Raw genomic sequence first — 20,233 nt, forward strand, 5'->3', positions numbered from 1 at the left:
CCAATGACACAAACTGGCATACCCTTTCTCTTCCTGCGCGGCGGCACGTCGCGGGGGCCGTATTTCCGGCGTTCGGACCTGCCCGAGGATCGCGAGATCCTGGCCGAAGTTCTGATCGCGGCGCTCGGCGCCGGGCACCCGCTCAACATCGACGGCATCGGTGGCGGCGCGGCGGTGACCACCAAGGTGGCGATGCTCTCGGCTTCAGAGGACGACTGGGCCGATGTCGACTACTTCTTCGCGCAGGTCGCGGTTGCGGAGCGGCTGGTGGACTTCAAGCCGACCTGCGGCAACATCCTGTCCGGCGTCGGCCCGGCGGCGATCGAGATGGGGTTGGTGCCGGTGACCGGTGACGTCACCGAGGTGAAAATCCGCGCGGTCAACACCGGCGCGCGGGTCGTGGCCCGGGTGATGACGCCGGGCGGGCGGCTGTCCTATGACGGCGAGGCGGCCATCGCCGGGGTGCCGGGGACGGCGGCGCCGGTCGAGCTGAGCTTCCGCGGCGTGGTCGGCTCGGCCACCGGGGCCTTCCTGCCCACCGGGCAGCTGCGCGACGAGATCGGCGGGGTCGAGGTCACCTGCATGGACGTCGCCATGCCGATGGTGATCGGCCGGGCCGCGGATTTCGGCGTGACGGGCTACGAGAGCGCGGCCGAGCTCGATGCGGACCGCGATCTCTTCGCGCGGATCGAGGCGGTGCGGCTCGAGGCCGGGCGACGCATGGGGATGGGCGACGTGGCCAAGTCGGTGACGCCGAAGTTCGGATTGCTCGCGCCCGCGCGGGCCGGTGGCTCGATCACCACGCGCTATTTCATGCCGTGGAACACCCATCCCTCGATGGCGGTGACCGGGGCGCAATGCCTGGCCTCCTGCGCCCTGACCCCGGGCACGGTGGCCGATGGACTGCTCGAGCGTCCCGCAGGCTCGCCCGCGAACGTGGTGCTGGAGCACGCCTCGGGCACGATCGACGTGCTGGTCGAGTATTCGACTAAGGGCGGCTTTACCCTCGAGGCGGCCGGGCTCCTGCGCACCGCACGAAAGCTCGCGGAGGGCAAGGTCTTCGTGCCAAAGTCAGTGTGGGGCGGCTCGGCATAGGGAACGAAGATGAAGGTCCACATTCTCGACGACTGGTTCGACACGCTGCGCGGGCTGCCGTGCTTCTCGAAGCTCGGGGGCCACGACGTCACCGTCTGGACCGATCATGTCGAGGATGTGGATGAACTGGCCCACCGGCTGAGCGAGGCCGAGGCGTTGGTGCTGTTTCGCGAGCGTACCAAGATCACCCGCGCGTTGTTGGAGCGGTTGCCGAAGCTCGAACTGATCTCCCAGCGCAGCGTCTACCCGCATGTCGATGTCGCGGCCTGCACCGATCACGGCGTGCTGTTGTGCTCGAACATGCATGCCGACACGCCCTCCTATGCCGCGGCCGAGCTGACTTGGGGGCTGATCCTGTCGGCGATGCGCCAGATCCCGCAGCAGATGGCCGCGACCAAGGCCGGGCGCTGGCAGATCGGCGTCGGCAGGACGCTGCGCGGGCGCAGGCTCGGGCTTTACGGCTACGGGCGGATCGCCAGGACTGTCGCGGGCTATGCCGAGGCCTTCGGAATGGAGGTGGTGTGGTGGGCCTCCGAGGAGGGGCGCGCGCGGGCCGAGGCCGATGGCGCGCGCGTGGCAGCCAGCCGTGAGGCGTTCTTCGCCGAGAGCGACGTCGTCTCGCTGCATGTCCGGCTCAAGCCCGATACGCGCGGCATCGTCACGCTGGACGACCTGTCGCGGATGCGGCCCGACGCTGTGTTCGTGAACACCTCTCGCGCGGGGCTGATCGCGCCCGGCGCGTTGCTCGAGGCCCTGAACCGGGGCCGTCCCGGCATGGCGGCGATCGACGTGTTCGACACCGAGCCCACGACCGACCCCGCCGATCCGCTGCTCGCGCATCCGAAGCTGATCTGCACGCCGCATATCGGCTTCGTCACCGAGGACGAGTTCGATCTGCAATTTTCGGACATCTTCGACCAGGTCGTGGCCTATGCGGCCGGGACACCGATCAACGTCATCAATCCCGAGGCCCGGCCCGACGCCTGATCCCAGCGACCACCGGCGCGCCGGTGATGACCAGAACGATCCGTGTCAGATGATGCGCGATGACATAGCCAAGATCGGCCCCGGCGACGATCGCCAGCACCGTCATCTCGGCTTGGCCACCGGGTGCGAAAGCGAGGAAGGCGTCGACGCCCTCGGCGAGGTCGAGCCACCGCACCAGAGATGACACCGCCGCCGCCAGCGCCGCCAGCACCACCACATAGGCCGCGCCCGCCGCCACGTCGCGGCCAAGCTCGCGCATGGTCACGCCCACGAAGTGGACGCCGATGCCGCAGCCGATCAGGAACTGCGCAGCAAGAATCGCCTCGGCGGGCGGGCGCGCATGGATCAGCCCCGAGAGCGAGAGCGCGGCGGTCACGATCATCGGGCCGAGGATCGAGGCGCCGAACAGCCCGATCCGCTCGCCGCCCTTCCAGCCGATCCATGCGGCGGCGGCCATCAGTGTCATCTCCGCCAGCGGCAGGTCGGAGGCGGGCACGCCGATCGGGTTCGACAGGCTGCTGCCGTAGAGTTGGGTCAGCAGGATGGGGGCCAGCGTGACGATGAACAGCACCCGCGTCGCGTGAATGAGCGACAGGGCCCGCGCGTCGCCGCCCGCCTCGATGCCAAAGATCACCATGTCCTGTAGCCCGCCGGGCATCGCCGCATAATAGGCCGTCGCTCCGTCGAAACCCCAGACCCGCCGGAAGAACGGCACGCCGACCGCGCCGATCACCGCGATGAAGACTGGCACCAGCGCGATCGAGACCGCCATTTCGGGCAGTCGCGCCAGCACGGCGGGCGTGATCGAGGCACCGACCGCGACGCCGAGGATCGTGCGACCCGCGACAGAGACCTGCCCGAAGCCGCGCAGCGGTAGCCCAATGAGTGCCGAGAGGAGGCAGGCGAACATCGGTCCGAACAGGAAGGGCAGGGGCAGGTTTGCGGCATGGAAGGCCAGCGTGCCAAGCGCTGCGACAGCTGCGGTAAGGGCGATGCGGGCAGCGGGCGGAAGCGGCAGGCGAGGCATCGGAAACTCCGCGTTGACTCGGTATGTGTCCACTTGTATCCAGTTGTATGCAATTTGCAAGGGGAGCATCATGACGCTGAGCGAGGAGGATCGCGGCGAAGGGCAGGGTGGTACCGCTTATCGCCGCCTGCTCGAGGAGATCCGGGCCGGCCGGCTGGCGGCGGGCGACCGGCTGCGTGAGACCGAACTGGCCGAGCGGCTGGGCGTCAGCCGCACGCCGGTGCGTGAGGCGATCCGCCAACTCGAGGCGGACGGTCTCGTCACCCATGTCCCGCGTCAGGGCGCCAGCGTACGCGGGCTCGACTACGCCGAGGTGATGGAGCTCTATGAGATGCGCGCGGTGCTCGAGGGCACGGCAGCGCGCCTCGCGGCTCGAGCGGCCTCGGAGATCGAAATCGATGAGCTCGCCACCTTGAACGAGGAACTGGTCCGCGCCGGTGCCACGCCACAGGCCTACGACCTTAACCGGCAGTTCCATGCGGCGCTTCTGGATGCCGCCAAGAACCGCTTTCTCACCCGTTCGATCCAGGGGCTTCAGAAAGCGCTAATGATCCTCGGGCCGACGACGCTCACCGCGCCCGAGCGGGCCGAGCGGGCGGTCGAGGAGCACCGCGCCGTGCTCGACGCGCTGATCGGGCGCGACGGCGTGCGCGCCGAGGCCGCGATGCGCGCGCATATCGAGGCCGCCCAGCGGGTGCGCGTTCGCGCTGTCCGTGCCAAGGCGCCGCCGCTCGATGATGGAGACATGCTGTGACGGACACGCCCGACATTCTGGTGATCGGCGGTGGCAACGCGGCGCTCTGCGCCGCCATCGAGGCGGCCGAGGCGGGGGCGCGGGTGCTGATCCTTGAGGCCGCACCCAAACCCTATCGCGGTGGCAATTCGCGCCATACCCGCAACTTCCGCTGCATGCATGACGGGCCGCTCTCGGTGCTGGTCGATGCCTATGAGGAAGAGGAATACGTGGCCGACCTGATGAAGGTCACGGGCGGCAAGACCGACGAAAACCTCGCGCGTCTCGCCATCCGGTCTTCGCAGGACTGCCTGCCTTGGATGGAGGCGCATGGCGTGCGCTTCCAGCCTTCGCTTTCGGGCACGCTGAGCCTCGCGCGGACTAACGCCTTCTTCATGGGCGGCGGCAAGAGTCTCGTGAACGCCTATTACCGCACCGTCGAGGCATTGGGTGTCGAGGTGCGCTACGAGGCGCATGTCACGCATCTCGAACTCGATGGCGACCGCATCGCGCGGGTCGACTTCGATCATGAGGGCCAATCCCACAGCCTGTCGCCGCGCGCCGTGGTCGTGGCCTCGGGCGGGTTCCAGGCCGACCGCGACTGGCTGGCGCGGGCCTGGGGGCCGGCGGCGAAAAACTTCCTGATCCGCGGCACGCCCTACAACCGCGGCGTCGTGCTGGCCGATCTGCTCGATCAGGGCGTGGCCTCGGTCGGCGATCCGACCCAGTGCCACGCGGTCGCCATCGATGGGCGTGCGCCGCTCTATGACGGTGGCATCGTCACCCGGCTCGACTGCGTGCCGTTCTCCATCGTGGTCAACAAGGAGGGCGAGCGCTTCTATGACGAAGGCGAGGACGTCTGGCCCAAGCGCTACGCGATCTGGGGTCGGTTGGTCGCGGCGCAGCCCGACCAGGTCGGCCACGTCATCATCGACGCGAAGAGCATCAACCTCTTCATGCCCTCGGTCTTGCCGCCCCTGAAAGCGGACAGCATCGAAGAGTTGGCCGGGATGATGGGGTTGCCCGCGCAGAAGGTCGCGGCCACGGTGGCCGAATTCAACGCGGCCTGCGGCGACACCTCGGGCTTCAGTCCGATGGAACTCGACGGCGTCACCACGACGGGACTGACCCCGCCCAAGACCAACTGGGCCCGGCCGATCACCGAGCCGCCCTTTTACGGCTACTCGCTGAAGACCGGAGTCACCTTCACCTATCTCGGGCTCAAGGTCGACGAACGCGCGCAGTGCGCCACCGACCGGGGCCCGATCCGCAACCTCTGGGCCGCAGGCGAGACCATGGCGGGCTCGATCTTGGGCCAAGGCTATCTCGCCGGCTTCGGCATGACCATCGGAACCGTCTTTGGACGTATCGCAGGCAAGGAGGCCGCCGCATATGCAAATGCAGCCTGAATTCGTCGAAGAAGCACGCCGCCAGGCGGAGATCTGCAACGCCTGCCGCTACTGCGAGGGCTATTGCGCGGTGTTCCCCGCCTTGCAGGCTGAGCGCGCTTTCGCGGAGGCCGACCTCACACAGCTTGCCAATCTCTGTCACAACTGCCGCAACTGCTACCATGCCTGCCAATACACCGCGCCGCACGAGTTCGACCTGAACCTGCCCAAGGCGCTGGCGGAGCTGCGGCATGACAGCTGGGACACCTTCGCCTGGCCCGGCGGGCTGGCGCGCGCCTTCCAGCGCAGCGGCACGATGATCGCCGTCGCCTTCGTGCTGGGGTTCGCGGCGCTCTTCCTCGCCGCGCGCGCCCTGCCGGCGGAGGGCGAGGGCTTCTACGCGGTGCTGTCGCACAACGCCATGGTGGCGATCTTCGCGCCGGCCTTCCTGCTGCCGCTCGCGAGCCTTTCCGTCAGCCTGCGCCGCTACTGGGCGCATGTCGGCGGCGGGCGGATCACGCTCGGCCATCTGCGCCATGCCTTCGGCTCGGCCGCGAAAATGCGCAACCTCGCCGGCGGGCACGGTGACGGCTGCAACTTCGAAGAGGAAGACCGCTTCAGCCAAGCGCGCCGACATGCCCACACCGCCGTGCTGGTAGGCTTCCTGCTTTGCTTCGCATCGACCTCGTCTGGCACCGTGCTGCACTACGTCTTCGACGCGCCCGCGCCCTACGGCTTCTGGTCGCTGCCGAAGCTCCTGGGCGTGCCGGGCGGGCTGCTGCTCGGGGGGGGTGCGCTGTGGCTCGCGCATCTCAAGCTCAAGGCCGATCCCGAGCTTGGTGCACCAAGCGCCTGGGGCGGCGAGATGGGCTTCGTGCTGCTCTTGGCCTTCGTGGCATGGAGCGGGCTGGCGCTCTGGCTGCTGCGCGATCACGCGGCGCTGCCGGTGATCCTCGCGCTGCATCTGGGCGGAGTGCTGGCCTTCTTCCTGCTGATGCCCTTCACCAAGATGGCGCATGGCTTCTACCGGCTGGCGGCGCTGGTCCGGGACGCGCAACGGCGGGAGGCGAGCTGAGCGAATTCAGGATAGCGGGAGCACGGCTTCGAACCGCGCTCCCTGGGTGCCCGAGGCGAGCCGCACATCGCCGCCATGCGCCTGCGCGACATCGCGCGCGATCGCAAGCCCCAGACCACAGCCCGCAGTGCCGTCATCCTCCGCACGAAAGAACCGGTCGAAGATACGTTCCCGCAGGTCGTCCGGGACACCGGGGCCGTCATCCTGCACCGCGAGGGTGACGGCCTCAGGGGCGAAATCGAGCGTTACGGCAATCTCACCGCCACGAGCCGCGCCATGCATCAAGGCGTTGTCGAGCAGATTGACCAGCATTTCCTCCATCAGCACGCGGTCGGCAATCATCGACCGGGGCGTGCCGGTCGAGGCGAAGGAAACCTCCACACCCCGCCGCAAGGCGCGCGCGGCGAAGCCTCGGGACGTTTCCGTCGCCAGCGCCACGAGGTCGAGTTCGGACCGTTCGCGGCGCAGGCTGCGGCCGCGGACCTTCTCCATCGACAGTAACTGGTTGGTCAGACGCCCCGCGCGCCGCGCATCCGTCGCCAGATCACCGGCACGGCGGCGCAAGCTGGCCTCGTCGGGTGCGGTGAGCAGTGCTTCGGCCTGAACTTGCAGTGATGCGATAGGATTTCGGATCTGGTGAGCCGCGTCAGAGATGAAGGCGTCGCGCGCGGCGAAGGCTGCACGAAGCCGCGCCAGCAGGTCGTTCGTCGCCTCGACCAACCGGTTCATCTCGGGCGGCACCCAACGGCGGATCGGCTGGAGATCGTCGGGGCTGCGGGCCGCGATTGCCGCTTCGAACTGGCGCATCGGTCGCAAGCCACGATGGATGCCGAACCAGACGATCAGCCCGGCCGTGACGATCACAGAGGCGAGCGTGAAGATCGTCTGCGCCAGCAGCCGCAAGCTGAGCGCGGCGCGCTCGGATACGGTTTGCCAGACCTGCACCGTGACCCAGCCCTCGAACCGCGGATCGTCGAAATGCTCGCGCAGCGTCACGACCCTCACCGGCACCCCGTCCAGAGTGCTGTCGTAGAAGCGCGGCATGTCCGAGTCATCCCCGGGTGGCGGCGCGGGGGCCTCCGAGAAGCCGGTGACGAAACTGCCCTCCGGTCCGACGATCCGGTAGAAGACACGGTCTCCCAGCGCCTCGCTCAGCGCGCCCGAGAGCGCACCGGTCAGGATATCGCCCTCGCTCAGCAGCACGTCACGCGAGATCACAAGCGCCACGGCCATCAGCGTCTGGTCATAGAGCCGCTGCGACAGCTGCGTGGCGCTGTCGAGCCGCGCCCAGGACGCGAGAGCGGCAACCAAAACCAGCGGCAGCACGATCATCGTGAACAGTCGCGCCCTAAGCGACAGCCGCATCACGCGGCCCCGTCGTCGAGCATGTAGCCCAGCCCGCGCGCGGTCCGGATCGTCACGCCATGACCTTCGATTTTGCGCCTTAGCCGGGACACGAGGATCTCCACGGCGTTGGGCTCGACCTCCGAGCCGGTGCCGTAGAGCGTGGCGGCGATCCTCTGTTTCTCGACGATGCGGCCGGAATTCGCCGCGAGCACCTCGAACAGGGCCAGCTCGCGGCGGGGGAGATCGATGGGTCCTGCCGGCCCGGAGAGCCGGCGTGCGGCGCGGTCGAGCCTGAGCGCCCCGAAGCTTTCGACATCGGCGCGCAGTTCCGGCCGCCTGCGGGCCAGCGCGCGCAGCCGCGCCACCAGCTCGGCCACTTCGAAGGGTTTCACGAGATAGTCGTCCGCCCCGGCCTCGAGCCCGGTGACCCGGTCCGAGGTCTTTCCCATCGCGGTCAGCATCAGCACCGGCACGGCATCGCCGCGCGCCCGCAGACTGCGCAGGATTTCCAGCCCGCCCAAACCCGGCAGGTTGACGTCGATGATGGCGATGTCTGCGCTCTCGTCGCGCAGGAACCTCGCGCCCTCCGCCCCGTCGGCGAGCCAGTCGACGGCGAAGCCATGATCGCGCAGCGCGGCAGAAAGCCCCTTGGCGAGGCCCTCATTGTCTTCGATCAGAACGATCCGCATGAAATTCGATCCCGACAGCTTTCGGACAGGTTGCGGGTGTATCCCGCCGGGTCAGGGCCACCGGCGACAGCCGCCGCGGACCCCGGGCACGGCGGGGACGAGGAGATCCGCCGGGACCGTTCGAACTCTAAGACATCAAGGGAGGACGACTTGTCAAAGAATCTCGGCATCACCCGCAGGACGGGACTGGCCATGGCGCTGTGGACCGGCGTCGCGCTGACGCTGCCCATGTCGGCGCAGGCCTCGGTCAGCTTCGAAGGCGAGACCATCGAGTGGATCATCCCGTTCTCGCCCGGCGGCGGCTCGGACACTTGGGCCCGCTTCAACGCACCGTTCCTGCAAAAGTACCTGCCGGGCAATCCGACGGTGGTCGTCGTCAACGAACCGGGCGGCGGTTCGACCAAGGGCGCGAACCTTTATGCAGCCCGCGCCAAGCCGGACGGATTGCAGCTGCTGGGCACCTCCGGCTCGACCCAGTTTCCCTACCTCCTGAACGACCCGCGCGTGCGCTACGACTATCAGGATTGGAAGGTGGTCATGGCCTCGCCCACCGGTGGCGTGGTCTACACCACCCCCGCGACCGGAGTGACCGCGCCTGAGGAGATCGGCAAGCTCGCGGATCAGAAGCTGACCTATGCCAGCCAGGGCGCGACCTCGCTCGATCTCGTGCCGCTACTGGCCTTCGAGGCGATGGGGCTCGACGCGCGGCACGTCTTCGGATTCCAGGGCCGCAGCGATGGCCGGATCGCATTCGAGCGCGGCGAGGTGAACATCGATTACCAGACCTCCTCCGCCTATATCAGCAACGTCCAGCCACTGGTCGAAGCCGGTCAGGCCGTGCCGCTGTTCAGCTGGGGCGCTCTCGACGAGGATGGCGTGCTGGTTCGCGACCCGACCTTCCCCGACTTGCCGCATTTCGGCGAGGCCTACGAGACCCTGACCGGTCAGCCGGCCGAGGGGCCGGAATTCGACGCCTACTTCGCCTTCTTCGCCGCCGGCTTCCCGGCCCAGAAGCTTGTCGTCGTGCCGTCGGAGACCCCCGACGAGATCGTTGCGGCCTATGAGGCGGCCTTCGAGGCGATGAAGGCCGATCCAGAATACCAGTCCGCGAAGGAGGCCGTGCTCGGCACCTACGAGCAGGTGACCGGCCCGCAGGCCCAGACCCTGTTCGAGCGTGGTACCACCATCGCGCCCGAGCTGCGCGATCAGGTGGTTGAGATGCTGGCCGGCGAATACGGCGTCCGTCTGGGCGAATAAGCCCGGCCGCCGGGCGGACCTCGTGTTCGCCCGGCACCATTCCCCATCACCGACATCGCTGCGGCGGGCATGCGCCTGTCCTACCCCATCGCGCATGGCGGCGGGGACGGGCGCCGGCTTGTCGCCGCTATACCAAGGATCGCTGCCGTGGCGGACACGCTTATCAACGCTCTCGCGACTTTGCTCACCTTCCAGCACCTGCTCTACATGCTGCTGGGCGTCTCGGTCGGCCTGACGGTCGGCGTCATCCCTGGCTTGGGCGGCATCGCCGGCCTGTCGCTCCTGGTGCCGTTTCTCTATGGTATGGACGAGGTCTCGGCGCTGGCGATGCTGATCGGCCTTGTCGCGGTAATCCCGACCTCCGATACGTTCTCCTCGGTGCTGATGGGCATTCCTGGCTCATCGGCAAGCCAGGCCACGGTGCTGGATGGCTTCCCGTTGGCCCGGCAGGGGCAGGCGGCGCGCGCGTTGTCCGCCGCCTTCGTCAGCTCGATGTTCGGCGGCCTCTTCGGTGCGCTGGTGCTGACCGGTTTCGTGGTAATTGCCCGGCCGCTGATCCTGATGTTCGGCTCGGCCGAGCTTTTCATGCTGACCCTGTTCGGCCTTTCGATGGTGGCGGTGCTCGCCGGGCGGAGCCTCGCCAAGGGGCTCGCGGCCTGCGTCGTCGGCCTGCTGATCGGTTCGATCGGCGGCTCGCCCGCGACCGGTGAATTTCGCATGATCATGGGGTTCGACTATCTCTATGACGGCATTCCGCTCGTCGTGGTGGGTCTCGGCTTCTTCGCCATCCCCGAGATCGCCGACCTGCTGCGCCGCAACGCCGCCATCGCGGAGGGCAGCGCGCTGGGTTCTGGCTGGGGCCAGGGTCTGCGCGACTGGTGGCGAAACGTATTCCTGTCGCTGCGCTGCTCGGGCATGGGCTGCATGATCGGCGCGATCCCGGGCCTCGGCGGCTCGGTGGTCGACTGGATCGCCTATGGCCACGCGGTGCAGAGCACCAAGTCCGATCCGAAATTCGGCCAGGGTGACATCCGGGGCGTTGTCGCCCCTGAAAGCGCGAACAACGCCATGCAGGGCGGGGCGCTGCTGCCGACCATGCTGTTCGGCATTCCCGGCTCGGGCTCAATGGCGGTGTTCCTCGGCGGCATGGTGCTACTGGGCATCGAGCCCGGCCCGGCCATGGTCGGCGCCGATCTCGACATCACCTATTCGGTGATCTGGTCGCTGGCGATCGCCAACGTCATGGGCGCCGGGATCTGCCTGATGCTGGCGCAGCCGATCGCCCGGCTGACCCGCGTGCCGTTCCAGGTGCTGGCGCCCTTCATGATCGCACTGATCTGTTTCGCCGCCTTCCAGGCCACCCGCGACCTCGCCGATCTCGTGGCGCTGCTGGCGCTGGGCGTGCTCGGCGTGCTGATGAAGCGCTTCGGCTGGCCGCGCCCGGCGCTGCTGATCGGCTACGTGCTCGCGCCGCAGGCCGAGACCTACTTCTACCAGGCCGTGCAGTTCTACGACTGGGGCTTCGTCACCCGCCCCGGCGTGATCATCCTCGCGCTGCTCACCGTCGCCTCGGTGGTGCTCGGCCTGCGCAACCGCGTCGACGACACCGGGGCCGCGGGCAGCGTCGAGGCCGGCGGGACCGATCGCCAGCGTCTGCCGCAGGTGCTGTTCGCGGCGGCGATCGGCCTGTTCTTCCTCTGGGCGCTGCGCGATGCGCTCGGTCATAGCTTCCTCGGCATGATCTTCCCGGCCAGCGCCGCGGTGATCGGCTTGGCGATGATCGCGCTGCTGCTGCCACAGCTGGTCACCGCCGCACCCGGCCACAAGGCGCGCTTCGATGCCGAGCTTGCCGTCACCCCCGATCAGGGGCTGGCGGGGATGTGGGGTGGCATCGGCTGGATCGCGGCGTTGGTCGCGGGCAGCGCGGTGCTGGGCTTCTACGCGGCACTGCTTCTGTTCTTCCCGGCCTTCCTGCTGCTGCGGGCACGGACCCGGCTCGTCCCGGCGGCGCTAATGACCGCATCAGCGGCTGGGGTGGTGCTGCTCCTGGCTTGGGCGCTGTCGCTCAACTTTCCCTATGGGCTGGCGCAGGAGCACATGGCGCTGCCTTGGCCGTTCAGTTGATCCGAGCTCGCGCGAAGCTGCGGCACCGGTAGCCCGGTGCCGCGTCCGTCTCCACCGACACTTTTGACGGCCTGCGGGCCGAATCCGGAGGCCCCATGACACAAACTGGCATACCTTTTCTCTTCCTGCGCGGTGGCACGTCGCGGGGACCGTATTTCCGGCGTTCGGACCTGCCCGAGGACCGCGAGACACTGGCCGAGGTGCTGATCGCGGCGCTCGGCGCCGGGCACCCGCTCAACATCGACGGTATCGGTGGCGGCGCGGCGGTGACCACCAAGGTGGCGATGCTCTCGGCTTCAGAGGACGACTGGGCCGATGTCGACTACTTCTTCGCGCAGGTCGCGGTCGCGGAGCGGCTGGTGGACTTCAAGCCGACCTGCGGCAACATCCTGTCCGGCGTCGGCCCGGCGGCGATCGAGATGGGGTTGGCGCCGGTGACCGGCGACGTCACCGAGGTGAAGATCCGCGCGGTCAACACCGGCGCGCGGGTCGTGGCCCGGGTGATGACGCCGGGCGGGCGGCTGTCCTATGACGGCGAGGCGGCCATCGCCGGGGTGCGGGGGACGGCGGCGCCGGTCGAGCTGAGCTTCCGCGGCGTGGTCGGCTCGGCCACCGGGGTCTTCCTGCCCACCGGGCAGCTGCGCGACGAGATCGGCGGGGTCGAGGTCACCTGCATGGACGTCGCCATGCCGATGGTGATCGGCCGGGCCGCGGATTTCGGCGTGACGGGCTACGAGAGCGCGGCCGAGCTCGATGCGGACCGCGATCTCTTCGCGCGGATCGAGGCGGTGCGGCTCGAGGCCGGGCGACGCATGGGGATGGGCGACGTGGCCAAGTCGGTAACGCCGAAGTTCGGATTGCTCGCGCCCGCGCAGGGCGGTGGCTCGATCGCCACGCGCTATTTCATGCCATGGAACACCCATCCCTCGATGGCGGTGACAGGGGCGCAATGCCTGGCTTCCTGCGCCCTGACCCCGGGCACGGTGGCCGACGGTCTGGCCGAGCGTCCCGCGGGCTCGCCCGCGAACGTGGTGCTGGAGCACGCCTCGGGCACGATTGACGTGCTGGTCGAGTATTCGACTAAGGGCGGCTTTACCCTCGAGGCGGCCGGGCTCCTGCGCACCGCACGAAAGCTCGCGGAGGGCAAGGTCTTCGTGCCAAGGTCGGTGTGGGCCCCATAATCAATATATTGCCAGGCTAAAGTTCTGCGGAAACCTTTTCGATCATCGAAGCAGTGGCATATCGCATATTCTTATTAGTTACCCGCCGGAACCGGTGCGCCCTCATGCAATAACCTCTTCGACATGAGGGTGACCCAGAAGTCGCGCGGAATCGGCGTCATGAACCATTCGAGATTCTGCTGAAGTTCGCCCTTGTCGCGAGGCCCCGGGATCACCGAGGTGACGAGGTCATTTGCGAGCGGAAATTGCAGGGCGGCCGCTGCCAATGGCACCGCGAAGGCATCAGCCACATCTGCGAGCGCGCGTGCCTTTTCGACGATCTCGACCGGGGCCTGTGCGTAGTTCCAGGTCTCGCGGCCCACTAAGATACCTGAGTTGAAGGGGCCACCACAGATGATCGTGGTGCCTGCGCTCCGGCAAGCCGGGAAGAGCGTATCGAGCGGTGACTGCTCCAAGAGCGTGTATCGGCCCGCGAGGAGAAATACGTCCCAATCGCCGATCCCGAGCGCGTCCATGCAGACCTGGTTCTCGTTGACGCCCAGACCGATCGCCTTGACCTGGCCGGATCTGCGCAGCTCGTCCATGGCACGATAGCCGCCTTCGGCGAGATCCGCGAAATGGCGGGCGTTGTCGTCGCCATGCGTGAAGGCACCGATGTCATGTGCCAGCAAGATGTCGATGCGGTCGAGCCCCAGGCGCTGGAGGTTGTCCTCGAAGGCCCGCATGATGCCGTCATAGCCGTAGTCATAGACGACGTGGAACGGCAGTGGGTCAATCATGCCGTAGTCCTCGGGGTTCTCGACCCCACCGGGCTTGAGAAGTCGACCAACCTTGTCCGACAGTACGTAGTCCGTACCGCGCAGCATATCGCCCATGACACGTTCCGACCGGCCGAAGCCGTACCATGGCGCCGTGTCATAATAGCGGAGCCCTGCTTCCTGTGCGGCTCGTATCAGCTCGGCCGCTTGGGCGTAGTCCAGATCGACGAAGTTTCCGCCGAGCGGTGCGCCACCAATACCGAATGTGTCGATCATCAAATCCGTTCGTCCGACCCGTCGCTGTTTCATGTCTTCGCTCCAACAGTTGGTTCGCATTCGAGATCACCTGGGGAGACAAGTCCAGCTCTCGGCACGGTTCGGCCGCACTGAGAAAAATCAAGAATCTCGTTTCGTGTTTTTTCCGCCCGGCCAACCTTCCTTTTGAAGCCACGACGGACATCCCCAGAGAGGAGGGTAGGGGAGCTTGAAGCTGCCGCAACGGAGTAGCGCAAACCGAGAAGAGACAGTCGATGTTCGACTTCACTCATACTGAACACACGCGCGAAACCTTCGACCTCGCGCGTACCCTCTTCCTCGACCATGGACAGGACTTGGCGGTTGCAGCACGATATTTGGGCGGGGAGGCCGGCGAGAGCCGGGTCCACTCCTGCGCACTCCAACTGGAGGCGGCGACGCGAATGGATTTTCGCATTCGGCGGAACCTCGTCGCCATCCACTCCCTGCTGGCCCTCGAAAACGTCGGTGACCCTGATTGCCTCGAGACCGAGCTGTTTTCGAACTTGCATCCGGGCTCGGCAGAAGTCGAAACGATCTGCGTACTGACCGAGTTACTCGAAGATCTCCTGTTTCAGATCGACCGGCCGATGCTCGCGGATGAAGGGTCCTTTGCCGCATGATCCTTTGCTTGGCTCCTGACTTGGGGGCCGAGCCTTGACGCACCGCCGCTCGGGTCGTGCAAACGATGAGGTATCGATGTTTTCGAAAGCAGCTGTCCAACATTCGCTGGACGATCTTGCCACCACCACGATCCAACTTGGGCGTGAGTTCGAGCAGTCCGCACGCGCCGTCACCCTTGGTGGCAATAGCCGGGACCACGGGTTCGTCGCTCGTACATTGCGCCATCTGGCCGATCGTGACCCCTTCGACCAGCGGTACGCGGCGTCCTTTGAAGCGCTACGAGACCTCGTAGAAACCGACCTTGCATCCGAGGTGCTGCATACGGAGCGCCGGTATATCGAGACCCATTTCGATAGGGACGGTCAGCACGGCGAGGTCCGCGATTGTCCCGTCTACAGCGAACGCGGACGGGAGCTTCTGGAAGTACGGCAGACGCTCTTGCGCTTCATTGCGGCCCATGAAGCGACCCTCGATCGAATTGCTGCCGAGATGGCTCTCCGGGTCATGTCCCTGGGCGTGGTGTAGCTGAGGCGGCCATCGGGTTTCTCGGTAGGGTCGGGTTGCGAAAGCCAACCTGAACCGAGGGATGCCCCCGATGACCAAACCCATGATGGACCTGAGAGAGCTCGTCGAGAAGAGCGGTGATGCGGATCTTCTACGCGAGATGATCGGCTTTGCCGCCGAGCGCCTGATGGAGCTCGAGGTCGGCGGCCAGACCGGCGCCGCCTATGGCGAGAAGAGCCCTGAGCGTCGGGCGCAGCGCAACGGCTACCGTGACCGGGACTGGCAGACGCGGGCCGGGAACGTGGAGCTGCGCATTCCCAAGCTGCGGACGGGAAGCTACTTCCCCTCGTTTCTCGAGCCCCGGCGAGCCGTGGAGAAGGCGCTGACGGCGGTCATTCAGGAAGCCTATGTGCATGGCGTCTCGACGCGCGCCATGGACGATCTCGTGCAGGCCATGGGCGGCACCGGCATCTCGAAGAGCCAGGTCAGTCGGCTGTGCGAGGAGATCGACGAGCGGGTCGATGCTTTCCTGACTCGACCGATCGAGGGCGAGTGGCCCTATCTCTGGATCGACGCCACCTACCTGAAAGTCCGCCAAGGCGGCCGCATCGTGTCCGTCGCCGTCACCATCGCCGTGGGTGTGAACACCGATGGCCGTCGCGAGGTGCTTGGCATGGCCATCGGGCCCTCCGAGGCGGAGACGTTCTGGACCGATTTTCTGCGCGATCTCGTGCGCCGAGGGATGTCCGGCGTGAAGCTGGTGGTCAGCGATGCCCACGAAGGCATCAAGGCCGCTACGGCTCGTGTGCTGTCCACGACCTGGCAACGGTGCCGTGTACATTTCCAGCGAAACGCCTTGGCCCATGCCGGCAAGAGCAGCCGGCGCGTGGTCTCGGCCTTCATCGCCACGGCCTTTGCCCAGCCCGACCACAGCGCGGCCAGAACGCAATGGCGCCTCGTGGCCGACCAGATGCGGGGCAAGCTGCCGAAGCTCGCCACCCTCATGGACGGGGCCGAAGAGGATGTCCTTGCCTACATGACCTTTCCTCAGCAGCACCGGGCAAAGTTGCACTCCACGAATCCGATTGAGCGATTGAACGGGGAAATCAAACGGCGCACCGATGTCGTCGGCATCTTCCCCAATGAGGCCGCCATCCGTCGCCTGGTGGGAGCGATCCTGATGGAGCAGACCGAGGAATGGGCCGTGCAGCGCTCCCGCTACATGACGCTGGAAACGCTCGCGCCAGTCTGCGACGATCCCATCGTCAGCCTGCCTGCCGCGCAGACGGACTGATCAGCTCGGCCCGCCGACACCAGTCAGGCCAGCCAAGAGCTACACCACGTCGTGGGACACGATCGACCTGCCGCTGTTCCATGGCTTCGCTCCAACATTCGGTTCGCATTCGAAATCACCTTGGGAAACAAGTCCAGCACTCGGCGCGGTTCGGGGCGATGTTGCACAAAGCAGCCTTGGGCATGACTGCCCCCTTTCCCGCCTTTCTTCAGCGGACGGCTTCGATCTCGGCCCTGCCGAGGGCCGAGAAGCGGTTCATGATGGCGATGCGGATCTGGATTTCGGCGGTCTGGCGATCGGGGTCTCGTGACATGATCCTCTCGCCGAAGAGCTTCAGGCAGTTCATCACAGCCTCGACCCGACTTCGGACGTGATAGCTGGTCCACGTCTACCAGAGCGTCCGGCCCATGCGCCGGGCTGCCCGCAGGATCTTGTTTCGCGCGGCAGCCGCGGGACAGTCTTCTGTCCAGGCGCGGCCATTACGCCGGATTGGTATGACAGCGTCGGCGCCTCGGTCGATGATCGCGCCATGGCATCGTCGTGTATCGTATGCCCCGTCGGCGATGACCGTGCCGATCGTCTCCTCCGGCGGGATCTGCGCCAGCAAGTCCGACAGCAACGGGCTGTCGCCTTGGCGGCTCGAGGTGAACTCGACCGCGCGCACATCCCCGGTGCCCGCGTCCATGGCAATGTGGACCTTACGCCATTGCCTCCGACGTGACGGGCCATGCTTGCGGGCCTGCCACTCGCCATCACCGCGGAACTTGATGCCATTCGGCATCGTCCTCGGACCGATGGCGGGCGATGCCTCGTCGACGAGCAGGTTCAGCGGCTGTCCTGACGCGCGATACGGGACTTGCACCGCGACCCGCGCCTGCCGGCGGCACAGCGTCGAATAGTCCGGAACCGGCCAATCCAGCCCCGCCATCTGGATCAGGCTCTCGACCAGCCCGACCGTCTGCCGGAGCGGAGGCCCGAAGAGCACTTTCAGGGTGAGGCATGTCTGGATCGCAGCGTCTGAGAAGGTCTCGGGCCGCCCGCGCTTGCCGGTCTTGCCGGCGTGCCAGATCGTCTCGGGGTCGAACCAGACCAACAGCGAGCCGCGCTTGCGCAGCGCCGCGTTGTAGTCGGACCAGTTCGTCGTGCGATAGCGGGTCGGGGAAGGCTTCGGCATGCCCTCGAGCTAACCGTCAGGACCTGCTCGGTGAATCCCCTTCACCGATATGTGCAACAGCGTCGGTGTCAGAAAGACAGGACGCGCCCCAGCGGTCGTAAGGCTGCCTTAAGCCCGATGCATTCGACACGGCATGGACGCACCCCCGCCTTGGCTCTCGGACCGACCGGTGCCAGCGCGGGGCCATCATCATCAAGCCCCATGCGCGGCAACCGCCGACGCCGGGACGAAACAGACGAGGTGACGCATGTTGAGACGAGGCTTTCTCAAGGGAACGGCCGCTGCTTTCGCGGGTGCCGCGCTGCCCGCCGGCCGGGCGCCGGCGCATGAGGGCGCGGCGCAGGCCGCGGTGATCCCGCCCCGCGAGGTGGCCATCGCGGACGGCATCCCGGCCGGGCAAATCCACGTCATGCCCGACGAGTTCGCGCTCTACTGGACGCTGCCGGACGCGCGGGCGCTGCGCTACGCGGTCGGGGTGGGCCGCGACGATCTCTACGAGGCGGGGACCTTCCTGATCCAGGCGAAGAAGGAATGGCCGAGCTGGACCCCGACCCCCGGCATGCTCGAACGCGAGCCGGTGGTCTACGGTAAATGGGCCGACGGCATGCCGGGCGGGATCGACAACCCGCTGGGCGCCCGGGCGCTCTACCTGTTCAAGGACGGCTACGACACTTTCCTGCGCATCCACGGCACCAACGCGCCCTCCACCATTGGGACCGCCGTCTCGAACGGCTGCGCCCGGCTGGTGAACGACCAAATCATCGAGCTCTATGAAAAGGTGCCGCTGGAGACGCAGGTGTTCCTGTATCCCAATTCTGGCATGGCCTGAGTTCCAATCGCTACTTGGGTGGCAGATTGATCGGTTCGGTGCTGAGGCCGAACTAGGCGCTCTGGCGGACGGGCCGTGGGGCTTTGGGCCCGGCCTCGGCCAGCTTGCACGCCGCCTCGTGCTGGCTGAGGAACACCTCGCCAGTGAGCTCGTCGAGGAAATGGCTGCGTTTGAGGCGGTCCATCACCGGACCCTTCACCTCGCTCAGATGCAGGCGGATGCCCGCGTCCTTGAGCCGAGTGTTGATCGCCTCGAGCGATTCCAGCGCCGAGAGGTCGATCTCGTTCACCGCCGGGAACATCAGCACGACGTCGGTGAGTTCCGGCTTGTCGGCGGCATAGGCCGAGAGCTGATCCTCGAGGTAGCGGGCATTGGGGAAATAGAGGCTCTCGTCGACCCGCAGCGTCAGCACGTGCGGCTGGGTTTCGACCTCGTGGCGCAGCACGTTTCGGAAATGCTCGGTGCCGGGTACCCGGCCGACCACCGCCATGTGCGGCCGCGAGGTCTTGTAGAGATGCACGAGGATCGACGTGACCACGCCGGCCGTGACGCCGACCTCGACGCCGAACACCAGCGTCAACAGGATCGTCGCCGAGACGGCGGCGAAATCGGCGCGGCTGAAGGCCCAGGCGCGTTTCAGGATCGAGAAATCGACGAGGCTCAGGACGGCGACGATGATCGTCGCGGCCAGGGTCGCCTTGGGCAGGAAGTGGATGAGCGGTGTCAGGAACAGCGCGGCGAGCGCGAGCCCCACGGCGGTGAAGGCCCCTGCGGCCGGCGTCTCGGCACCTGCGTCGTAGTTCACGACCGAGCGCGAGAAGCCGCCCGTGACCGGAAAGCCACCCGAGAAGGCCGCGCCCATATTGGCGGCGCCGAGACCGATCAGCTCCTGATCGGGATCGATGCGCTGGCGTTTCTTGGCAGCCAGCGTCTGCGCGACCGAGATGCTCTCGACGAAGCCGATGATCGAGATCAGCAGGGCGGGCACGAAGAGCTGCGACAGCAGTTCGGGCGAGTAAGAGGGCAGGGTAAGCGGGGGCAGGCTTTGGGGCACCTCGCCCACGATGGCGACGCCGCGCGTGCCGAGGTCGAAGGCCCAGACCGCCAGCGTGGTGGCGAGGATCGCCAGCACCGGGCCGGTCTTGGCGCCGATATCGGCCATGCGGGGCCCGAGGCCGATACGGCGCAGCAGCGGCTTCAGCCCGCCGCGCACCCAGAACAGAAAGGCGGTGGCCGCCGTGCCGATCGCCAGAGTGATGAAATTGGTCTCGCCCAGATGCGCGAGCAGGCTGGAGACGATCTCGATCAGCGTGTGACCCTCGGCCTTGATGCCGAGGATGTGCTTGAGCTGGCTCGCCGCGATCAGGATGCCCGATGCAGTGATGAAGCCCGCGATTACCGGATGCGACAGGAAGTTCGCCAGAAACCCGAGCCGAAACAGCCCCAGCGCCAGCAGCATCGCGCCCGACAGGAATGCCAGCGTCAGCGCGGCGGCGACATAGCCCGCCGTTCCGCTCTCGGCGATGTTGCCCACCGCGGCGGCCGTCATCAGCGACACGACGGCGACCGGGCCCACCGCCAGCGCGCGCGAGGTGCCGAAGATCGCGTAGAGCAGGATCGGCGCGATCGAGGCGTAGATCCCGGCCTCGGGCGGCATGCCTGCGAGCAGCGCGTAGGCCAGCGATTGCGGAATCAGCATGATCGTCACGATCACCGCCGCCACCGCGTCGCCGGTGAACTGTCCCCGGTCGTAGCGGCGGCCCCAGTCGAGGATCGGCAGGTAGCGGGCAAGCGAAGGCAGGGTCATCGCGGCAGGTCCATGCGTGGTCGAAGGGGGGCGGGCGGCCCTCGGG

Annotated in this window: 17 protein-coding genes and 1 pseudogene; 12 read left to right on the forward strand and 6 right to left on the reverse strand. The window is 67.0% G+C overall.

Features of this window, described 5'->3' with window-relative positions; genetic code table 11:
* Positions 1–3 precede the first annotated feature (3 nt).
* Both ACRAQ3_RS02330 and ACRAQ3_RS02335 read left to right on the forward strand, forming a co-directional pair.
* Positions 4–1,095, forward strand: a complete 1,092-nt coding sequence (locus ACRAQ3_RS02330) for a 4-oxalomesaconate tautomerase (protein ID WP_432255525.1) — start codon at positions 4–6, stop codon at positions 1,093–1,095.
* Between the two features lie 9 nt (positions 1,096–1,104).
* Positions 1,105–2,082 (forward strand): D-2-hydroxyacid dehydrogenase family protein, encoded by a 978-nt coding sequence (locus ACRAQ3_RS02335; RefSeq protein ID WP_432255526.1) that lies wholly within the window; start codon positions 1,105–1,107, stop codon positions 2,080–2,082.
* On the opposite strand, the gene ACRAQ3_RS02340 is transcribed toward ACRAQ3_RS02335, so the two are convergent.
* On the reverse strand, positions 2,054–3,109 hold the full coding sequence (locus tag ACRAQ3_RS02340) for an AbrB family transcriptional regulator (protein ID WP_432255527.1): 1,056 nt from the start codon (positions 3,107–3,109) through the stop codon (positions 2,054–2,056). The two genes, ACRAQ3_RS02335 and ACRAQ3_RS02340, sit on opposite strands and share 29 nt — an antisense overlap.
* A gap of 76 nt (positions 3,110–3,185) precedes the next feature.
* Here ACRAQ3_RS02340 and ACRAQ3_RS02345 point away from each other — a divergent pair, with 76 nt between their 5' ends.
* From ACRAQ3_RS02345 to tcuB, 3 genes are read left to right on the forward strand one after another with little or no spacing between them, the layout of a single operon-like run.
* Positions 3,186–3,863 (forward strand): GntR family transcriptional regulator, encoded by a 678-nt coding sequence (locus ACRAQ3_RS02345; protein ID WP_432256253.1) that lies wholly within the window; start codon positions 3,186–3,188, stop codon positions 3,861–3,863.
* Positions 3,860–5,251 (forward strand): FAD-dependent tricarballylate dehydrogenase TcuA, encoded by a 1,392-nt coding sequence (tcuA, locus tag ACRAQ3_RS02350; protein ID WP_432255528.1) that lies wholly within the window; start codon positions 3,860–3,862, stop codon positions 5,249–5,251. The genes ACRAQ3_RS02345 and tcuA overlap by 4 nt, the downstream gene beginning before the upstream one ends.
* Positions 5,235–6,305: a tricarballylate utilization 4Fe-4S protein TcuB gene (gene tcuB / locus ACRAQ3_RS02355; protein ID WP_432255529.1), complete on the forward strand. Its 1,071-nt coding sequence runs from the start codon at positions 5,235–5,237 to the stop codon at positions 6,303–6,305. Before tcuA ends, tcuB begins: the two co-directional genes overlap by 17 nt.
* Before the next feature lie 6 nt (positions 6,306–6,311).
* Here tcuB and ACRAQ3_RS02360 read toward each other — a convergent pair whose 3' ends face one another.
* Complete coding sequence (locus tag ACRAQ3_RS02360; protein WP_432255530.1) at positions 6,312–7,670, reverse strand: sensor histidine kinase N-terminal domain-containing protein; 1,359 nt, start codon at positions 7,668–7,670, stop codon at positions 6,312–6,314.
* On the reverse strand, positions 7,670–8,341 hold the full coding sequence (locus ACRAQ3_RS02365; RefSeq protein ID WP_432255531.1) for a response regulator transcription factor: 672 nt from the start codon (positions 8,339–8,341) through the stop codon (positions 7,670–7,672). The genes ACRAQ3_RS02360 and ACRAQ3_RS02365 overlap by 1 nt, the downstream gene beginning before the upstream one ends.
* A 192-nt stretch (positions 8,342–8,533) precedes the next feature.
* Here ACRAQ3_RS02365 and ACRAQ3_RS02370 point away from each other — a divergent pair, with 192 nt between their 5' ends.
* The 3 genes from ACRAQ3_RS02370 (at position 8,534) to ACRAQ3_RS02380 (ending at position 12,903) form a co-directional block, all read left to right on the forward strand.
* Positions 8,534–9,598 carry a Bug family tripartite tricarboxylate transporter substrate binding protein gene (locus tag ACRAQ3_RS02370; RefSeq protein ID WP_373568046.1) on the forward strand — a complete coding sequence of 355 codons (1,065 nt, stop codon included), beginning with the start codon at positions 8,534–8,536 and terminating at the stop codon, positions 9,596–9,598.
* A 147-nt stretch (positions 9,599–9,745) separates the two neighbouring features.
* On the forward strand, positions 9,746–11,722 hold the full coding sequence (locus ACRAQ3_RS02375; protein WP_432255532.1) for a tripartite tricarboxylate transporter permease: 1,977 nt from the start codon (positions 9,746–9,748) through the stop codon (positions 11,720–11,722).
* A 95-nt stretch (positions 11,723–11,817) separates the two neighbouring features.
* On the forward strand, positions 11,818–12,903 hold the full coding sequence (locus ACRAQ3_RS02380; RefSeq protein WP_432255533.1) for a 4-oxalomesaconate tautomerase: 1,086 nt from the start codon (positions 11,818–11,820) through the stop codon (positions 12,901–12,903).
* Positions 12,904–12,977: 74 nt separating this feature from the next.
* On the opposite strand, the gene ACRAQ3_RS02385 is transcribed toward ACRAQ3_RS02380, so the two are convergent.
* Positions 12,978–13,937 (reverse strand): aldo/keto reductase, encoded by a 960-nt coding sequence (locus ACRAQ3_RS02385; RefSeq protein ID WP_432255534.1) that lies wholly within the window; start codon positions 13,935–13,937, stop codon positions 12,978–12,980.
* 254 nt (positions 13,938–14,191) lie between these two features.
* On the opposite strand from ACRAQ3_RS02385, the gene ACRAQ3_RS02390 reads away from it, so the two are divergent.
* The 3 genes from ACRAQ3_RS02390 to ACRAQ3_RS02400 all read left to right on the forward strand — a co-directional run bounded on the left by ACRAQ3_RS02390 (position 14,192) and on the right by ACRAQ3_RS02400 (position 16,377).
* On the forward strand, positions 14,192–14,578 hold the full coding sequence (locus ACRAQ3_RS02390) for a hypothetical protein (RefSeq protein ID WP_432255535.1): 387 nt from the start codon (positions 14,192–14,194) through the stop codon (positions 14,576–14,578).
* 76 nt (positions 14,579–14,654) lie between these two features.
* Positions 14,655–15,104 (forward strand): hypothetical protein, encoded by a 450-nt coding sequence (locus ACRAQ3_RS02395; protein WP_432255536.1) that lies wholly within the window; start codon positions 14,655–14,657, stop codon positions 15,102–15,104.
* A 70-nt stretch (positions 15,105–15,174) separates the two neighbouring features.
* Complete coding sequence (locus ACRAQ3_RS02400) at positions 15,175–16,377, forward strand: IS256 family transposase (RefSeq protein ID WP_432254231.1); 1,203 nt, start codon at positions 15,175–15,177, stop codon at positions 16,375–16,377.
* Positions 16,378–16,585: 208 nt separating this feature from the next.
* On the opposite strand, the pseudogene ACRAQ3_RS02405 reads toward ACRAQ3_RS02400, so the two are convergent.
* Positions 16,586–17,551: pseudogene (locus ACRAQ3_RS02405) on the reverse strand (IS5 family transposase).
* 247 nt (positions 17,552–17,798) lie between these two features.
* Between ACRAQ3_RS02405 and ACRAQ3_RS02410 the strand changes: the two are divergent.
* Positions 17,799–18,380, forward strand: a complete 582-nt coding sequence (locus ACRAQ3_RS02410) for a L,D-transpeptidase (RefSeq protein WP_432255537.1) — start codon at positions 17,799–17,801, stop codon at positions 18,378–18,380.
* 52 nt (positions 18,381–18,432) lie between these two features.
* On the opposite strand, the gene ACRAQ3_RS02415 is transcribed toward ACRAQ3_RS02410, so the two are convergent.
* A complete protein-coding gene (locus ACRAQ3_RS02415) occupies positions 18,433–20,187 on the reverse strand; it encodes a SulP family inorganic anion transporter (protein WP_432255538.1) in 1,755 nt (584 codons plus the stop codon).
* Positions 20,188–20,233 lie beyond the last annotated feature (46 nt).

It is taken from the genome of Limimaricola sp. AA108-03 (assembly GCF_050847355.1).
Lineage (GTDB): Bacteria > Pseudomonadota > Alphaproteobacteria > Rhodobacterales > Rhodobacteraceae > Limimaricola.